Origin of the sequence: Lwoffella lincolnii (assembly GCF_037201985.1) — a bacterium.
GTDB classification, from domain to species: Bacteria; Pseudomonadota; Gammaproteobacteria; order Pseudomonadales; family Moraxellaceae; genus Psychrobacter; species Psychrobacter lincolnii.
Map to the genome: position 1 here is coordinate 731,042 of NZ_CP147511.1, position 18,517 is coordinate 749,558.

The 18,517-nt window shown below is 43.5% G+C and carries 11 protein-coding genes; 5 read left to right on the forward strand and 6 right to left on the reverse strand.

What is annotated here, in order from left to right; genetic code table 11:
* The first annotated feature begins 92 nt into the window (after positions 1-92).
* Complete coding sequence (mfd, locus tag WDM69_RS03365) at positions 93-3,734, forward strand: transcription-repair coupling factor (protein ID WP_338755673.1); 3,642 nt, start codon at positions 93-95, stop codon at positions 3,732-3,734.
* A 292-nt stretch (positions 3,735-4,026) separates the two neighbouring features.
* Positions 4,027-4,203, forward strand: a complete 177-nt coding sequence (locus WDM69_RS03370; protein WP_078306222.1) for an oxidoreductase-like domain-containing protein — start codon at positions 4,027-4,029, stop codon at positions 4,201-4,203.
* Between the two features lie 39 nt (positions 4,204-4,242).
* On the opposite strand, the gene WDM69_RS03375 is transcribed toward WDM69_RS03370, so the two are convergent.
* Complete coding sequence (locus WDM69_RS03375; protein ID WP_338755674.1) at positions 4,243-8,649, reverse strand: AAA family ATPase; 4,407 nt, start codon at positions 8,647-8,649, stop codon at positions 4,243-4,245.
* A gap of 205 nt (positions 8,650-8,854) precedes the next feature.
* Here WDM69_RS03375 and WDM69_RS03380 point away from each other — a divergent pair, with 205 nt between their 5' ends.
* Positions 8,855-9,490 carry a thermonuclease family protein gene (locus WDM69_RS03380; RefSeq protein WP_338755675.1) on the forward strand — a complete coding sequence of 212 codons (636 nt, stop codon included), beginning with the start codon at positions 8,855-8,857 and terminating at the stop codon, positions 9,488-9,490.
* Positions 9,491-9,554: 64 nt separating this feature from the next.
* Here the strand turns inward: WDM69_RS03380 and WDM69_RS03385 are convergent, their stop codons facing one another.
* Positions 9,555-10,829, reverse strand: coding sequence for an exonuclease SbcCD subunit D C-terminal domain-containing protein (locus WDM69_RS03385; RefSeq protein WP_338755676.1), 1,275 nt, complete (start codon positions 10,827-10,829; stop codon positions 9,555-9,557).
* A gap of 59 nt (positions 10,830-10,888) precedes the next feature.
* Positions 10,889-11,986, reverse strand: a complete 1,098-nt coding sequence (locus WDM69_RS03390) for a 3-deoxy-7-phosphoheptulonate synthase (RefSeq protein ID WP_338755677.1) — start codon at positions 11,984-11,986, stop codon at positions 10,889-10,891.
* Positions 11,987-12,203: 217 nt separating this feature from the next.
* Between WDM69_RS03390 and lpxB the strand changes: the two genes are divergently transcribed.
* Positions 12,204-13,619 (forward strand): lipid-A-disaccharide synthase, encoded by a 1,416-nt coding sequence (gene lpxB / locus WDM69_RS03395; RefSeq protein ID WP_338755678.1) that lies wholly within the window; start codon positions 12,204-12,206, stop codon positions 13,617-13,619.
* Here the strand turns inward: lpxB and WDM69_RS03400 are convergent.
* Positions 13,583-14,233: an ATP-binding protein gene (locus WDM69_RS03400; protein ID WP_338755679.1), complete on the reverse strand. Its 651-nt coding sequence runs from the start codon at positions 14,231-14,233 to the stop codon at positions 13,583-13,585. The genes lpxB and WDM69_RS03400 overlap by 37 nt on opposite strands.
* A 185-nt stretch (positions 14,234-14,418) precedes the next feature.
* On the opposite strand from WDM69_RS03400, the gene WDM69_RS03405 reads away from it, so the two are divergent.
* The gene (locus WDM69_RS03405) at positions 14,419-15,573 is read left to right on the forward strand and encodes a beta-ketoacyl-ACP synthase III (RefSeq protein ID WP_338755680.1); all 1,155 of its coding nucleotides are present in this window, start codon (positions 14,419-14,421) and stop codon (positions 15,571-15,573) included.
* 160 nt (positions 15,574-15,733) lie between these two features.
* Here the strand turns inward: WDM69_RS03405 and ppk2 are convergent, their stop codons facing one another.
* Entirely contained in the window at positions 15,734-16,717 is a 984-nt protein-coding gene (ppk2, locus tag WDM69_RS03410) for a polyphosphate kinase 2 (RefSeq protein ID WP_338755681.1), read from the reverse strand.
* A gap of 140 nt (positions 16,718-16,857) precedes the next feature.
* A complete protein-coding gene (locus WDM69_RS03415) occupies positions 16,858-18,255 on the reverse strand; it encodes an acetyl-CoA C-acetyltransferase (RefSeq protein WP_411350841.1) in 1,398 nt (465 codons plus the stop codon).
* Positions 18,256-18,517 lie beyond the last annotated feature (262 nt).

The following is an 18,517-nucleotide window of genomic DNA, read 5'->3' on the forward strand; positions in this document are numbered from 1 at the left end:
ATGTTGTACAGGTCTATTGTGCATGTCCGTTGTATGTTTTTATCAAAACCACGCTACCAGAACCCCAAGAAAACACGAAAAATAGCCACCTTATGTCCACTTCTATCTTGACCCATGCTTTCACTGACGTCTTTGCCCATATCAACGAACAGATATTTCCCATTCATCACAATGAAAGGCGCTGGCTGTCTCCAACTGATGGTGCGATTGGCAGTCTATGGTTGGCAAGTTTGACCAAACTTAGCACCAATGACGTGGCAAATCGCCTAAAAGTGGTGGTAACACGGGACCAAAATCAGCTGAGCCAGATTGAGACAGAATTACGGTTCTGTGGTATCGATGCCCATGTATTCCCCGATTGGGAAACCTTAAGTTATGATGAGCTATCACCACATCAAGATATTGTCAGTGAACGCATCAACCTATTAACCGACATGCCCACTGATGGCATTTTATTGGTGAGTGTGCAGACTTTAATGCAACGGGTTGCACCGCCCAGTTGGCTAATTGGACAGCATTTTGATTTGCAAGTGGGGCAAATATTTGACATTGAGAGTCAACGGCAGATGCTTGCCAAAGCAGGTTATCGGGCGGTGGATAATGTGTTTGAACCAGGGGAGTTTGCCATTCGTGGCAGTGTCATTGATATTTTTGCCATGGGACAACCGTTTCCGCTGAGATTGGATTTGTTTGATGATGAAGTGGATACCATGCGATTTTTTAATCCACAAACTCAACGCACTTTAAGCCAACAGGATTTAACCGACATGATGTCAGGCAAAGGTGAATGGGCAGACAAAGAGAATAATCTGTCGCCATTGCATAAATTACCTGATTTGTCTAAGCCATTGAGCAGTTTTCAGATTTTGCCTGCCAAGGAGTTTCCGTTAGAAGATGGTAAGGAGACGTTTCGCAACAACTTTGCTGCCATGTTCCCAAATACCAGCAGTCGTAAGTTTGAGCTGTTTCATGATGTGATGCAAGGCTTAGCCCCTGCTGGTGTGGAGTATTATCAGCCGTTATTTTTTGACTCAGACAATTGGCATGATGAAGGCAATCTATTTGCTTATTTGCCCAGTGATGCCCTGTTTATTCTTGATGAACAAGCACAAATACGGGCTGAACAATTTTTTGCACAAATCAGTGGTCGTTATGAAGAGCGTCGCCATGACATTGATAAGCCCATCGTTGCTCCCCGGCAGTTGTATCTGCCAATTGATGAACTCAATGGTAAGCTAAAATCCTTTGCCAGAGTGCTGTTGTGTGAAGAGCGACAGCAACTTGAATCTGGTCATGGGCAGGTGGTGTTTGAGCAAGTTGCCAAACCGCCAAGCTTGCCTGTTAATCACCATAAGCCTGAGCCGTTGGAAGAGTTGCTTAGATTTGTTAATGATAATCCGATACCAATTTTGTTGGTGGCAGAGACCGCAGGACGGCGAGAGATATTGTTAGATTTGTTAAAAGATAAGCTGAATATTAAGCAGTTTGCTCACTTCGCTGATTTTTTGCAAATGGGTGCTGGTCAGTCTGATTTGGTTGGTATGACGGTTGCTCCGCTTGAGCGTGGTGTGTATGTGCCTAACCGTCTTGCCATCATCAGTGAGACACAGTTATTTGGCAGGCAGGTGTTGCAAACTCGTCGGCGTCGTCAGTCTGATGTGTCTGAAGAGTTTTTAATCAAGTCGGTTACTGAGATGAGCATTGGCAGCCCTGTGGTGCATATTGAGCATGGTATTGGACGCTATCAGGGTTTGACCACGTTGGCGTTGGGTGGCTTAGATGATGGGGAAGATGAGCAGGAATTTATCCACTTAAAATACGCTGAAGATGCCAGCATCTATGTGCCTGTTACCAACTTACATCTCATCAGTCGTTACAGTGGCGGCGACCCAACCCTAGCACCACTACATAAGATTGGCAGTGGCAAATGGGACAAAGCCAAACAAAAAGCCCTAGAACAAATCCACGATGTGGCGGCTGAGCTGTTAAATATCCAAGCTCGCCGAGATGCCAAAGTGGGCATTCATTTTACCGTTGACATGCCAGCTTATGATTTGTTTGCCAGTCAGTTTGCCTTTGAAGAAACGCTTGACCAGAGCAATGCCATTGCTGCTGTGATGCACGACATGAAGCAAAACAAACCCATGGATAGGCTGATTTGTGGTGATGTGGGATTTGGCAAAACTGAAGTGGCCATGCGAGCGGCGTTCATTGCGGTCAATGCTGGCTATCAAGTGGCGGTTTTAGTGCCTACCACCTTGCTGGCAGGGCAACACACAGATAATTTTCTTGACCGATTTGCTGATTGGCCCATCTGCATTGAATCACTGTCTCGATTTGGTGGTAAAAAACAGCAAGATGCCACCTTAGAAGGTTTAGCAAATGGTACGGTGGATATTGTGATTGGCACGCATAAGTTGCTACAAGAAGATGTCAGATTTCACAACCTAGGCTTGATGATTATCGATGAAGAGCATCGTTTTGGTGTCAGGCATAAAGAACGCATCAAAGCCATGCAAGCTGATGTGGACTGTCTGTCAATGACTGCCACACCCATTCCACGGACGCTAAATATGGCACTGTCTGGCATGAGAGACATGTCCATCATTGCCACACCACCTGCTCGCCGTTTGGCGATTAAGACCTTTGTCATGCAAAAAAATGATGCCTTGATAAAAGAAGCCATCTTGCGTGAACTGCTTCGTGGTGGGCAGGTTTATCTGTTGCACAATGACGTTGCAAGCATTGAACGCATGGCACAGACTGTCCGTGAGCTGGTGCCAGAATCCCGTGTGGCGGTCGCTCACGGACAGATGAATGAACGCCAGCTTGAGCAAGTCATGAGCCAGTTTTATCATAAAAAACATAATGTATTGGTCTGCACCACCATCATTGAGACAGGCATTGATGTGCCAAATGCCAATACCATCATCATTGAGCGAGCTGATAAGTTTGGACTGGCACAACTGCATCAGTTGCGTGGGCGAGTGGGGCGAAGCCACCATCAAGCCTATTGTTATTTGCTTGTACCTTCTATCAAAGGACTCAAAGGTGATGCCAAAAAACGCCTAAATGCCGTTGAGCGAGCCAATACCTTGGGGGCAGGATTCATGCTTGCCAGCGAAGATTTGCAAATCCGTGGGGCAGGTGAATTGCTTGGTAAACAACAATCTGGCAACATGCAAGCCATCGGTTTTAGCTTATACATGGACATGCTAGAGCGAGCCACTAAGGCCATCAAGGCTGGTAAAGAGCCTGACCTAAACACACCACTGTCTTTGACCAGTGATATTAACCTGCACTTTAGCGCTTTAATACCAGAAGCATATTTGGCTGATGTGCATCAGCGATTGCTGTTTTATAAACGCATCAGTAACGCCAATGACAAAGATGCCCTAACCGATATCCGTACGGAGATGATAGACCGATTTGGGGCATTGCCCATTCAGACCAAACAGCTGTTTGCAGTGCATCAACTCAGATTATTGGCAGAACCATTGCAGGTGAGTAAGATTGATGCTAACCATCGTTCGGTGTTGATGGAATTTTTACCCAACACCCCTGTGCAAGCCATCAGCATCATCAACCTGATACAATCAGAGCCAGACAAATTTAGAATGAATGGGGCAACAGGCATCAAAATGACTGATGATAAAGCCCTTGCTACCCCTGAAGGTCGCATTAAAGTGGTCAAAGGATTGCTTGAAAAATTGATAATAACCAATGATACTTAAATAAACTTCCTGCAAAATCCCAATTTGATTAGGTTCAGATTTTTTACAAAAGCCTTATACAATAAGAATAATCCAATAGCTGCTCATCAGTTTTGCAGGAAGTCTATTACAAAAAGATGATGTCAATTTTGATTTTTCAAAAGCAAAGTTGGTTGAGTAAAAATTAATCAAAAAAATTCAACAGCTTAAACAAAAGCAAAAGGAAAAAACCATGATAATTGAGCTAAACCAACTGCCCCAAGGTATTCAACAACAAATCCTAACTACCCACGATTGATTATTTGACATAACCATGACTCAAACATTACCCAACAATGAAACACTCATCGAAGAGCCTATCCCACCAGAAGATTGGGAATGCTGTCATAGTGAGTGTGGTGAATTGTGCGTTTATGCCATTTATCGCATGCAAAAACAAGCATACGATGAACAGCAAAAACGCCTAGCAAACCTAGCAAAGCCAAACTAAGGCATGTCTTTAATGCTTGAGCGGGCGGACATTGCAAAATTAGCCCAGTCTTTGGACACCAGCACCAGACAGCTTGCTTACCCCACCACTTAACTTGCTGACTTGTATCTGCGTTAAGATGCGGTCTTTTAGACTTTGAATGTGCGAGATAACCCCAATCAGCTTGCCTTCTTGATGCAAATGGGTCAGTGTGTCTAGGGCAATCTCCAGTGAGTCTTCGTCCAACGTACCAAACCCTTCATCTAAAAACAGCGAGTTCATGGGCATGTTGTGGCTTGCCATTGCCGATAACCCCAATGCCAACGCCAGTGAGATGATGAAGCTTTCACCACCAGATAAATTCTTACTGGTGCGTACTTCTGCACCTTGATATAAGTCAATCACGCTTAACTCAAGGCTGTTGCTGATGTTGTCATCACGATAAAGCAGATAACGGTCGTTCATTTTTTTGAGCTGATGATTGGCTTCATAAATCATGATGTCAAAGGTTAGCCCCTGCACAAAGTTGCGATATTTCTTGCCATCTGCTTGTCCAATAAGGGCGTGTAGCTTGTCCCAAAGTTGGTTTTCTTGTTGTTGCTGACTGATTAGGGCGTGTTGTGCTTGGGTTTTTGACAGATTATCATGATGTGTTTTGATTTGTTGTTCGATGCCACCAAGCTGTCGCTGTTGTTCTTCAAGTTGTTGTTTTAGATGATTTTTCTTGTGATTCATGGCATCAATGGCATTTGTCAGTGCTGTGCCTGTTAATTGCTGATACGTTTTTAAAAAAGCATCGCTGTCATCTATTGTATTCATCTCCAATGTCATTTCTAATGTCTTAATGTTGTGTTTATCTTGTTGTTCTACTTGCTTTTTTAGGTCATCAAGCTGACTGTGTAAGTCATCAAGGTTGTTTTGTAGATGGGTGATGCTGGTGTCTAATCTGTTTTGTTGTGCTTGCAGTTGTTCTCGCTCATCAGTGGGCAGGCGTGCTTGAACAAAGTCATTCATATCAATAAACCCTTGTTTTTTAAGCTGTTTGATAAAGTCTTGTTGTCGTGCGTCGATTTGCTGACTTTTTTTATCCATACTTTGGTTCAGCTCAGCCAGCTGACTTTGTAGGTTTTGTATTGCCAATTGCTGTTGTTGTTGCTGATGTTTGCTGGCTTCTAGTTTTTGGCGTTGGGCAGTGATGTCAGCTTGTAGTTGTGCTTCTGTCTCATCAGGGTTGCGATGGGCAAATTTGTCATGTCGCTCTTGCTGTTTTAGTTGTAGCTGCGCATGTTGTGTTGATATGGTTTGGCTAAGTGTTTGTTGTTCTTGTTGATATGCTTGCTGTCGAGTTTGTTGTGCTGTCAGGGTGGCGGTTAGGCTGTGCTGTTGGTTGCTATGTTCATGCAGTTGTTGGATTTTTTTGGCATGTGTTTCGATAAGCTGTTTCCATTGAATGGCGATGTCTCGCAACGGCTGCAATATGTCTTCACTTTGTAACTGTTGCCAATAAGGTTGTGAGCAAAATGGTGTCCATGTGTTCTGTGTGGGCTGATTGTCGCTGTTTGTTATGCCCATTTGCTCAAGTTGTTCAAGTTGCTCCGCCAATTGTGTCAATGATGTTGGCACAGACGCAAGTGACGAGGTGGGTTTGGGCGTGGTGGGTGTTGGTATGTTAATTAAGTTAATTAACGCCATCAGCTGTTGGCATTGTGTTCGTGCTTGCTTAATAAAATCTTGGGTGTCTTGTCTGACACGTTTGTCCATGTCTTGTAGGTGGCAAAGTTTGGTTTGGATATGTTGGATATGATGGTTTAGTTGTTGCTGCTGTTGCTCATGAGCCACCTGATTGGCAAAATGACGTTCTATGTTTTCTGCCAGCTGTCTTTGTGCGTTTGATAACGTGTGTATTTTATCCAGTTGAGTTTGGTTATGTTGTTCTGCCGTTTGTAAACTGTTGGTGATTTTATGAATACACTGTACACCATCATTCATGTCATCATTAAAAACATCATCGTTAAAAACAAACCCACCATGGTTATCTACTGGGTCATCTATTGGATTATCTCTTGATGTGTCTGCTTGGCTGATGTTGATTTGGTCAATATTTATTTGAATGGCTTGATGTTGTTTTTGTAATTGTGATTGTAACTGTGTGATGTGCTGATGAAGTGAAGGCTCTGGATTGTCAGTTATTTGTGTTATCAATAATGCGTTGTTGTTTGTTTTGTTGTTCGCTTGATGACACAAGGCCAGCAGTTGCTGAAGATGTTGTTTGGTCTGTGTGATTAGCTTTAAGTGTTGCTGACGCTTATCGGCATGTTGATGGTGCATGACTGCCAGTTTTTTTTGTAAATTGGTTAAGTCGGTTTGCTGGTTTTTTTGTGTGTTTAGCAGTTGAGCAAGCTTGTCTTTGGTGCGATGTTGGGTGTGATGAAAGTGCTGAGCGTCAGTTTGTTTGGGTAAATAATGCGGATGTGAGCCGTGGTCAAGGTTGGTAAGATAAGGATGTTCGGTTGAGCCACATAAAGGACATGGTTCATCATCTGATAGATGAATGATGTACTCTTCTAGTCGGTTGACTTTGTCATATAAGGCAAGGGTGTCTTGCAGGTCTTGAATGTCCGCATCACGCTCGTTAAGCTTTTGTGTCAGTTGTGCTTCTTGGTGATGCTGTTGGTTTAGGGTGTGTTGTTGAGTTTGTAATGTGCCAAGATTATCCGTCAGCTGTTGCCAATCTGTCTGTAGCTGTTGGCTAAGTTGCTGTTGTTTTGTCAGTTGTTGTTGCCTTTGGTTGTTGCTTTGTTCGCCTTGGATTAAGGCATCGACGATTTGTTTTAACGTGGTTGTTAGGGCCGCTTTGGATAAAGGGGGGGTGTTGCCACTGGCAGCGTTGTCGTCATTGGCATCATGGGTGTCATCTAATGATGGGGCAAATGTGGTGATGCCTGTCATCGTTTGGGTTTGTATCAGTAGTTGTTGTGCTTGTTTTTGTTGTTGTGCAAGGTATTTTTGGTCATGTTGTTGTTGGTTTTGTAGCTGTTGGCGTTGATTTACCAGCAATTCGCTTTGTTTGCCAAGATGCTGATATTGCTGGTAAATGTTGTGTTGTTCTTCAGCAAGTTTCTGACGCTGTTGTAATGTGTCTGATAAAGCACGGCCTTGCTCAAGCAACTGCTGACGAGCGTGGTGTAAATCTTGGTGATTGTACCGAGACAACTCATTTTGTAACTGAGCAATGTCAATGGTCAGTTGTGCCAAAGTTTGCTTGGTGTGTTGGCTGTTTTGTTGTTCTTGTGCCATGCCATCGCTCAGTTTTTTGTATTGGGCATGTTCTTCGGCAAGTCGTTGTTGGCACTGTTCGATGTGCTGGTCAAGCATGCGTATTTGTTTAAAAAGGGGCTGTTGTTGTGTTAATGCCTTTTCAAGCGATTGTAGATGTTCGTTGTGTGTGTCCACCTGTTGCTTGATGTCAGCTAACGCCTGCTGTTTATCTGGTAGCTTATGTGTCAGCGTGGTCAGTCGGTGCTGTTGTTCTTTATGGTCATCAATCAGTTGTTGCAGATGATAAAACGTCCCTTCTATGGCAAAAGCACGTTGAGCTTGTTGTAAGCGTTTGCCATGTTTGGCAAAATCTTTAAGCTGTGTTTGTTTGGCGGTCAGTTGTTGCCGTTGTTCGGTGAGTTGCTGGTGTAACTTGGCTTTATTTTTTAGCCATTGATGGCGTTGACTGATGACGTTGACTTGTGTTTTTGTGTTGTGTTGTTGGGTGTGTAACTCAGTCAACATGGTGTTTAGCTCGGTGAACTGTGCATTGCTGAGTAATTGGATACCGCCTAAGGTGGCTTTTAATTTTTCCAGTTGTTGTTGGTGCTCTTGTTTTTTTTTGTGCACACGCATGGAAATATCAGCATAGATGTCTGTACCTGTGATTTGCTCTAATATCTTAGCCCTCTCATCACTGCTTGCTTGCAAAAATGCTGAAAAACTGCCTTGAGCCAGCATGATTGAACGAGTAAACTGGCGAAAATCCATACCAAGTAAATGGTGGATTTTGTCTTTAGTCTTGCGAATGCTGTCTTCGAGAATATCGCCTTTTTTAGCATGAGCGTGTGGCAATAAACTGATGCTGTGTTGAGCGGTTTGTAGATTACCATCTGGCTTATTATAGGCACGTTTTTGCGACCACGAACAGCGGTAATACGCATCATTGATGACGATGACCACTTCTGCTAAGCAATCAGCTGTCCGCCTGCTCATGATGTCGTTACTGTTGTTGCTGATGTTATTAATTCTGGGCGTTTCACCATATAATGCAAGGCAAATGGCATCTAAAATGGTGGTTTTACCTGCTCCTGTCTGTCCTGTGATGGCAAAAATACCTGCATCTTTAAAACTAGGATTGGTAAAATCAATCTGCCAAGTACCGACTAAGGAATTTAGATTTTTTAGGGTAAGTTTGATGATTTGCATGATGTGTCTTGCTCTAAGAAGCGGTATTAATGGTAGAAAAGTATTGGGTAATATTCGCCACTGACAGCTCTTGTTCTGATAACATATAAGACGGCATTGATAAGTCATATTTTACACGAATTTATGAATGCAGTTTTTTTCATAAATACCGTTTTTAAGGTACATAAATACCGTTTTTAAGGTAAATGTTTTAAGGTAAATATCCATGATGATAAAAAAGCTCGCAATAATCCTATTAAGTGGTCATTTAATGGCATGTGGTGGTGGCAATGATAATGGTAACTCACCAAACTCAAACTTTGTCCCTACTGTGTCATTAAACAACACAAACAACACAAACAACACAAACAACACAAACAACACAAATGGCATCTTACTTAATACCTTACATGCCACAAAAGTAAAGGTCATTGATGGGGATACGATAGAAATCTTACTTAAGAACAGCAAAAGTGAGAAAATAAGACTGTTGGGCATTGATGCTCCTGAAAGCAAGCAACCTAACGGCAAAGCAAGTACTGACAATCTTAAAAAATGCGTCAGTAATGTTGATGTTATGATAAAGTGGCAAGAAAAAGACAGATATAATAGGATTTTGGGTAAAGTTTTGGCGAATAATATTGATTGTAACTTAAAGCAAGTAGAAGATGGTTTGGCGTGGCATTATAAAAGATACATCAAAAGCCAACCACAGCCTGACCAATTGTCATATGCCAATGCTGAATTTTTTGCCAGACAAGCTAAAAAAGGTTTATGGTCAGACCCTAAGGTGATTGAACCTTGGCAGTGGCGTCAGCGTGATAAAACCAAGCAACAAATCAAGCAACAAATCAAGCAATAAACCAAGTAGGATAATCAAACATGGCTTGATATTTAGCCACTTTCATTTATCCATTCTCATTTAGCTATTCTGCTTGAGCATCTTCATGACGCATCTCATATAGAATCTGCTGATAACAATTCATCAATGCAGGTCGTTCGGCATCGCTGATGGCATTTATTTGTAAACAGCGTTCAAACACTTCTATTTCATCGAGTTCATGCAAATGTACAGCTTGCTTACCTTGTTGACGTAAGATTTTGTCAAATGATTGCTGATTGAAAATTTTTAGCAGTTGTATGTTGCTGTTTTCGACCAGTTCATTGAGCTGTTGATTTAGGTTGGTCTGTATCACAGAGTCTGAGCCATCATAAACCACTTCTACCCAAATGGACTGATTGTCTTTAACCAGCTTTTTGAGTTCGGTTTTTATGTGTGCCAAATTGCCTTTGATTTGTGTCAAACGTTGGAAAGTTGGCACGACTAAGGCAGTGATGCAAGGGTTTTGCCCTGTAAAGCTGACTTTAAGCACTTGTTTAGACTGTTTGGCTTCACCAAATCCCATGGGAATGGGTGAGCCGCTATAACGAATGTGTTCATGTCCCCCAACTTTTTGAGGCACATGCAGATGACCTAATGCCACATAATCAATGTCTTTATCAAAAATATCAGCGTTGATATGACCCAATGTACCGATGTACAGCTCTCTGACGCCATCATCAGCGGTGGTGATTGCCCCACTGGCGTACAGATGCCCTGTGGCAATTAAGGGTGGTGTGTCGCTGGGGTATGGTTGTTGGCATTGTGCCAGTCGTTGTTTGGCGATGTTATGGGCGTGTTGATAATGGGCTTGAATGCCAGCGATAAGCTGGGTGTGTTTGTCTTCACCACTTTGGGCAGAAAAGCTGACACGCACATCACGGTCTCGCAAATAAGGCACTGCCATAATGATGGCTTGTGGGTTGCCATTGGCATCGGTTAGGGTGATGACTTCATCAGCAATGTCATCTGTTGCTGACCCGATGACATGCACGTTAAGCTGTTTTAACAAATGTTTTGGCGCATCAATCAAAGACGGTGAGTCATGGTTGCCTGCCACAATGACGACATGACGACAAGGACACTCTTGAGCTTGAGCGATGCGTGCCAAAAACTGATAATACAGTTGTTGGGCCCTATTGCTGGGAGTCATGGTGTCAAAAATATCGCCAGCAACTATCAGCACATCAATGGCTTGCGTGCATAAGCATTCATATAACCAATCCAAAAATTGTGTGAACTCATCATAGCGGGCATGACCATACAAGCGTCTGCCCAAATGCCAATCTGATGTGTGTAAGACATTTAAGGTCTTTGGCATGGTGATACCTTTGGCTGTTGAACCATGAGTTTAACTTAGCAATCAGTTTGAACGCACATCTAGTTTGAACGCACATCTTGAATGACATGACGCAAATTACGCAATGCTGCCACCGTGCTGTCCCAATCCAGACAGCCATCGGTAATGGACTTGCCGTACTCAAGTTTAGATAAGTCTTGGGTCAAATTCTGCCGTCCACCTTTTAGATGACTTTCAATCATCATGCCCATAATGGACTGATTGCCATTTTGGATTTGTTGGGCGATGTTTTGAATGACCATTGGTTGTAGATAAGGGTCTTTGCCAGAGTTGGCGTGGCTTGCGTCAATCATGATTTTGACATTGACTTGGTTATTTTGTAGCTCGTTTTCAGCTTGTGCGACTGCTGTTTCATCATAGTTGGGCTTGCCATCGCCTCCTCTAAGCACCACATGGGCGTATGGATTGCCTTTGGAGCGGATAATACACACCTGACCATCTGTCGATAAGCCTAAAAAGTGATGCCCTAATTGTACCGCTTTCATGGCATTGACTGCCACGGTCATGCCACCATCTGTGCCATTTTTAAAACCAACAGGACAAGATAGACCAGAACTCATCTCACGGTGCGTTTGGCTTTCGGTGGTGCGTGCCCCAATCGCAGACCAACTGATTAAGTCTTGTATGTATTGTGGGGTATTGGGGTCTAAGGCTTCGGTGGCACAGGGTAAGCCTTTTTCGTTCAAATCCAATAACAGCTGTCTTGCGATTTTAAGCCCTTTTTCGATGTCAAAGCTGTCATTTAAATCAGGGTCGTTAATCAAACCTTTCCAGCCTGTGGTGGTGCGTGGTTTTTCAAAATATACTCGCATCACAATGAACAGTGAGTCTTGCACTTCTTTGGCAAATTCTGCCAGTCTATCAGCGTATTCGTGAGCGGATTTGATGTCATGAATGGAACAAGGACCAACCACAATAAGCAGTCGCTTGTCTGTGCCATCTAAAATGTTCTTAATGGTATCACGACCTTTTTTCACCGTGGCAGCCGCTTTTTGGCTCAAAGGAATGTGAGCTTTTAGTTGAGCTGGCGTAATTAGTGGGATAAATTCTTCGATATTCACGTCATTAATTTCTTTATGTAAATGGGCATTATATGAATGGGCAGTTTGGTCAGTCATCAGTGTGAGGTCCGTTCTTGCTGTCCTTTTTATGGCTGCCATATCCTATGGTTTCCATATATAGACAAATGCTAATTTTTATGATTAATCCGTTTTATTATGAAGTCTGTCTGCAGATATGGCAAGCAATAACCTTGTTTTTTATCGCAATAATAGACATGGTTGGGGCAAATTTTTGTTATACTGATTTGTCATTGCTGTCATAAATGATTGCCTTATGTCAGCTCATTCTCCACAAATTAATTCATCAAGTTGTATGACTGATTTTAATCATTGTGATGACTTTAATCACTTGGATAACTGTGCCATGTTGTCGCAAAATAAATTGGTTGTTGGCATTGTCGCAGGGGAAGTGTCAGGCGATAAGCTTGGGGCAGTATTGATGCAACAAATGCAGAGCTACCAGCCTAATATTGAATGGGTGGGTGTTGGCGGTCAACACATGCAGGCTCAAGGTCTGTCAACGCTGTTTGATTTGTCTGAATTATCGGTCATGGGTTTGGTTGAGGTCATTAAGCATTTACCCAGCTTAATCCATGCCAAAAATACCATTTTGTCCGCCTTTGCCAACGCCAACATTGATGTGTTTATTGGCATCGATGCCCCTGATTTTAATTTGCGGTTGGGCAAAGCACTTAAGTCTCAATTACCCTTCAAATCTCAAGCCAAATGGCAAAATCTAAAAGGCATAAAAGCTGGGCAAGGCGTATTTTGTGTGCAATATGTCAGCCCATCGGTGTGGGCATGGCGTGAAGGTCGCATCAAAGGCATCAAACAAGCCACTGATTTGGTGTTGTGCTTGTTTCCATTTGAGTTGGACGTGTATCAGCGTCATCAACACCCTGCGGTGTGTGTTGGGCATCCATTGCTTGATGACATTAAACCCAGACATACCGATGCTGACCGTGAATATGCAGTTGATGGCCTATATAAATTGGATAAGCAGTTAAACCACAAGCAGTTAAACCGACCATTGGCACTGACAAACAAAGACGCTCATCAATCGGTGATTTTATGCGTGATGCCAGGTTCTAGGGTGGGGGAGATAACCGCCATTTTGCCAAAAATGCTCACAGCGGTGTGCCAGTTGTTACAACAACGCCCTAATTTAACCGTGCTGATTCCCACCATTAACGCTCATCATGCCAAGCTGATTCATCAGCTGATTAATGAACAGATGGCTGATGGTTCATTGCAACAAGCATGCCATGTGTTGCATGACCCACACAACCCAAATTTATCGCACCAAGCGATGTTGGCTTGTGATGTGGTGCTGTTGGCATCAGGCACAGCCACTTTTGAAGCCATGTTACTCCAACGCCCCATGGTGGTGGTGTATCAGCTAAATGCCTTAACTTATCACGTGGCCAAACGGTTGATTAAAGTGCCTTATGTGGCGTTGCCAAACATTTTGGCAAATCAACCCATCGTACCTGAGCTGATACAAAACGCTGCCACACCATCTGCCATCGCTGATGCTGTTGATAGGCAACTGACCCCAAGCATTAACCAACAACAACAAAAGGCACTACAAGCCTTATCAGATAAAATACGCCAAGACAGTCGGCATCAGGCTGCCAAAGTGGTGTTGGAACATTATTGGCACAATTGGCACACTCCCAGCAATGCTTGATGGCTTAGCCATTTTTTTACTTGAGTAACACGCTCATCACGACCACCACCAATCATACGATAATCAATGCCATATGTGTTCAGTGCTGTTACAAACACGTCATGAATGGCATTGCGTTCATAAGGGCTGTCTCTGATTCCATCGGCTTGCCAAGGCACATCTAACTTGGTCAACAACACCATGTCATAGCGATGACTCAATGCTGCCTGCTTGAGTTTTGATGGGCATCTGCCTTGATGCCAATGGGCATATACCATCAGCTCAAACAGACACGTGTCGCAAAATAACGGCAGTTTAGCAGCATGGTTTTTATTATTGTGGCTTGCTTGTTTGGCAAGTTGTGCGGTGGCTTGATTTTCTGCATGGATTTGCCCTTTGGCAATGGGCAATAAGTCATCATAACCGATGCCTGCCAGTCTACCTTCAGGTGTTTGCCATTTTTGTTTAAGATACGGACGCATGTATTCAACCACCCATGTAGTGTCATACGCTGTCGCTAAATCTTGACATAGCGTGGTTTTGCCTGTGCTTTCCACCCCCATCACCACCACTTTGATGACATTGGGGTCATGGACTTGCTGTAGGTTGGTGTTTGGTAAGATGGTGTTTGGCATAAGTTGTGTCCATTGGTGTGGGGTTTTGAAAAAAGCAATGAGATTGTAACAAATTATTCGCAAAAAAAATGAGAACAAGGCATAATAGACACATTAAAAAATGGTACAATCGTAAACTGAAAATTCATAACCATTCATTTTCATTATTCATAACCATTTGGTATATTGTCATCATAGGAACTGCCATGACCCCGTACATCACCGCCACAGGACTGTATACTCCCCCATACTGCATCAGTAATGAAGAGCTGGTAGACAGTTATAACCAATATGCCAGTGATTACAATGATGCCCATGCCGATGCCATCGCTCGTGGTGAGCGTGAAGCGTTGCAACCATCATCAGCAGAATTTATTGAAAAAGTCTCTGGCATCAAATCTCGCTATGTCATGGAAAAATCAGGCATTTTAGACCCAAAGGTCATGAGTCCAAAAATCCCCAAACGTACCCTAGGTGAAGAGCCATCACTCATGGCAGAAATGGGGCTATCGGCTCTCAATCAGGCTTTACAAACAGCGGGGCTACAAGCCAATAACCTTGATGGCATCATTGTGGCTTGTTCAAACTTTCAGCGTGTCTATCCTGCCATCGCCATCGAAATTCAGCATTATATTGGCATGCAAGGTGGATTTGCTTATGATATGAATGTGGCATGCAGTGCTGCCACTTTTGGCATTGCTCAAGCAGTTGGCTCAATTAAAGCAGGATTGGGCAAAAAAATTGCTGTCTTAAACATTGAAATTACTTCTGCTCATCTTAATTGGCGTAATCGTGACAGTCATTTTATCTTTGGTGATGTCGCCACCGCCACCATCATCGAAGCGTTTGACACACCGCCAACAACTGATGGTGCGTTTGAAATTATAGACAGTGATTTATTTACCGAATTTTCGGTCAATATTAAAAATGAATATGGATTTTTAGACCGTAGTGAATATTTGGCGGCACAAACTGAGTTGTATCATGACATTCATGAACCAGTTACTGACAAGCTATTTATGCAAAATGGACGAAAAGTATTTAAGGAGGTCTGTCCTAAGGTGGCCAAGCTGATTAGTCAACAGTTACAAGACAATGGCATTGCCACGACAGATGTTAAAAGAATGTGGTTGCATCAAGCCAATGCCAATATGATTGATTTGATTTTACGCATGGTGGTGGGTAAAGATGCCGACAAAGACATTGCCCCATTGGTGATAGATGAATTTGCCAATACCAGCTCTGCCAGTCCTATGATTGCGTTTCATCGTCATCATAAGCTTGATAGTGGTGAAATTGGGGTGATTTGTTCGTTTGGGGCAGGTTATTCAGTGGGATCGGTGTTGGTAAAGAAGGTATAGCATGTTTGCCTAACATGTTGTCAATCTGCCTATTGAGCCTATTTAACACCATAAAACATAAAAAAATAAAAAAAAGACATGTCATGGCATGTCCTTTTTTGTGAAAGTTTTCTTTGTGAAAGTTCTTTTTATCAAAATTGTGTCAAAGATTGAGCATGACTTAATAACGGTTTGGCACATACATGTCGCTGGGTATTGGCTCACGATAGTAATCATCATCACGGTTACGCTCAGGTAAGGTAACTTCTTCTCGCTCAATGTCATGATAGGGGATTTGCTCAAGCAAATGTGAGATGCAGTTGAGTCTGGCTTGTTTTTTTACGTCCCCTTCCACCACCCACCAAGGGGCTTCAGGCAGATGTGTCCGTTCAAACATCACTTCTTTGGCCTTGGTATAATCTTCCCAAAGCCTGCGAGATTCTAGGTCCATGGGTGATAGCTTCCACTGTTTTAGTGGGTCATGAATGCGACTCATAAAGCGAGAGTGTTGTTCTTCATCGGTAATTGAAAACCAATATTTAATCAAGCGAATGCCTGAACGTACCAGCATACGCTCAAACTCAGGCACAGATTGAAAAAACTCCTCATACTGCTCATCGCTACAAAATCCCATGACCCTTTCTACCCCAGCACGGTTATACCAACTGCGGTCAAACAGCACAATCTCACCTGCCGCTGGCAGATGTGCGACATAGCGTTGAAAGTACCATTGACTCTGTTCACGTTCGGTTGGCGCGGGCAGGGCTGCCACACGGCAGACACGGGGATTTAGTCGTTGGGTAATGCGTTTGATTGTGCCACCTTTGCCAGCGGCATCACGCCCCTCAAACAACACCACGATGCGTTCGCCTGTCTCCACCACCCAATCTTGTAGTTTGATGAGTTCACGTTGCAGACGTATCAGCTCTTGAAAATAAGTACGGCGGTCAAGTTTTTCACTTTCGGTCAGTTCTCGCCCATCAAAGCGATAATCTTGCACATAATCATCCAGTTCATTTTCTAATTCTTCATCATATGAGTCGATAAGGTCTTGGTGCATTTTGCGTCTTAGTTCATCGTGATGAGCTTCTTTGTTCATGCGTTCGATAAGGGTGTCTTTTTCTTGTGTGGTCAGTGAATGTGGCTCTGATGTGATGTTTGCCATGATGGGTTTCTCCTTGATGTGTAGATATGAAAGATATGAAAATCCCTAGCATAGGGCTAGGGATTTTGTGTAACACTTTTGTGCTTTTATAATCTCTTTTATGCTTTTATTATGGTGCTTGTGTCATGTTGTGCTGGCGTTTATTTTTCTAAAATGCAGGTGACACCTTGACCGCCAGCGGCACAGATAGAAATTAACGCACGCCCAGAGCCTTTTTGGTCTAATAGCTTGGCAGCAGTTGCTAAAATTCGCCCACCTGTTGCGGCAAATGGGTGCCCTGCAGCAAGTGATGAACCATTAACATTGAGTTTACTTTTATCAATGCTGCCCAATGCTTTTTCTAGCCCCAAACGCTGTTGACAAAATGTGTCGTCTTCCCATGCTGCCAAGGTGGATAACACTTGAGAAGCAAAGGCTTCATGAATTTCATAAAAATCAAAATCTTGTAAGCTTAGACCAGCACGCTCAAGCATTCTAGGCACAGCATAGGCAGGTGCCATGAGCAAGCCTTCGGTTACGCCAGTTTTACCAATAAAATCAACGGCAGCAGTCTCGTGATTGGTGATGTAGGCAAGGGGACGTAAGCCATTTTTTTCTGCCCATTCGTCTGTGCCTAACAGCACACAAGACGCACCGTCAGTCAATGGGGTTGAGTTGGCAGCGGTCATGGTTGGGTTGGCGTTTTTCTTGCCAAAGACAGGCTTAAGCTTTGCCAGTTTTTCAAGGCTTGAGTCAGGACGTAAATTGTTATCACGAGTCAACCCTTTATAAGGGGTGATTAAATCGTCCATAAAGCCTTGTTCATAGGCTCTTGCTAAGTTTTTATGACTATTAACCGCCAACTCGTCTTGAGCTTCACGGCTGATGTCCCATTCTAAGGCAGTGATGGCTTGATGCTCACCCATGGACAGCCCAGTGCGTGGTTCGCCATTGCGTGGTGCGTTGATGAGGTCTTTAGGGTCAAGTTGTAATAAGGCTTGCAAGCGTTGTTTGTTGGTGCGAGCTGCCCCAAGCTTGATAAGTACTTTACGCAGACCATCACCCAGTTCAATGGGTGCATCTGATGTGGTATCAACACCGCCTACAATGGCAGAGTCGATGATGCCTAAGGCAATCTTGTCAGCTGCTGCAAAGGTTGCTTGCAATCCAGTGCCACAGGCTTGGGAGACATCATAGGCAGGCGTTTGTGGGTCTAAGGCGGTATTTAATGTCGCTTCACGAGTCAGATTTAAGTCACGGCTTAGCTTCAGTACCGCTCCTGCAACCACTTCACCCACACGCTTGCCTTGTAGGTCATGGCGTTCGACCAAACCATTTAAGGCGGCGGTTAACATGTCGATGTTACTGGCATCGGCATAGACACTGTTTGAGCGTGCAAAAGGAATGCGGTTGCCACCCAAGATGGCGACTTTGATGTCATGTTTGATGTCGTGTTTGCCTGCCGCATCTGCTGTATTGACCGTGTCTACAGCTTTTGTTTTTGTTTCATCTGTACTTGTTTGTGTTTCTTCTGTATTTGGTGGTTGGGCAGTCGTCATCTGTTCTAAAGCGTTGCGTTGTTTTGATTGATTGGCGAACTGTTCAAGGCTGGTGTTGTTTTGTGTGATGTTGCTTTGTGTGACGTTGCTTTGTGTTTTGCTTGCTGTTGATTCGCTGACCGTTGATTGGTCATTCGTGTCATGCTCATCTTGAGTGTCTTGAGCATTTAAAGATGGTGAGTTAGGCTCTTGGTTATGGTCAGTTTCGGTAACTTGTTTGATAACTTTGGTATTGATGATGGTGCTGTTGCTCATGGGGATT

Coding starts and splice junctions, on each gene's coding strand:
- WDM69_RS03375 (WP_338755674.1), bottom strand. CDS start 8,649: ATGCAAATCATCAAACTTACCCTAAAAAATCTAAATTCCTTAGTCGGT.
- ppk2 (WP_338755681.1), bottom strand. CDS start 16,717: ATGGCAAACATCACATCAGAGCCACATTCACTGACCACACAAGAAAAA.
- WDM69_RS03380 (WP_338755675.1), top strand. CDS start 8,855: ATGATGATAAAAAAGCTCGCAATAATCCTATTAAGTGGTCATTTAATG.
- WDM69_RS03390 (WP_338755677.1), bottom strand. CDS start 11,986: ATGACTGACCAAACTGCCCATTCATATAATGCCCATTTACATAAAGAA.
- WDM69_RS03385 (WP_338755676.1), bottom strand. CDS start 10,829: ATGCCAAAGACCTTAAATGTCTTACACACATCAGATTGGCATTTGGGC.
- lpxB (WP_338755678.1), top strand. CDS start 12,204: ATGTCAGCTCATTCTCCACAAATTAATTCATCAAGTTGTATGACTGAT.
- mfd (WP_338755673.1), top strand. CDS start 93: ATGTCCACTTCTATCTTGACCCATGCTTTCACTGACGTCTTTGCCCAT.
- WDM69_RS03415 (WP_411350841.1), bottom strand. CDS start 18,255: ATGACGACTGCCCAACCACCAAATACAGAAGAAACACAAACAAGTACA.
- WDM69_RS03405 (WP_338755680.1), top strand. CDS start 14,419: ATGACCCCGTACATCACCGCCACAGGACTGTATACTCCCCCATACTGC.
- WDM69_RS03400 (WP_338755679.1), bottom strand. CDS start 14,233: ATGCCAAACACCATCTTACCAAACACCAACCTACAGCAAGTCCATGAC.
- WDM69_RS03370 (WP_078306222.1), top strand. CDS start 4,027: ATGACTCAAACATTACCCAACAATGAAACACTCATCGAAGAGCCTATC.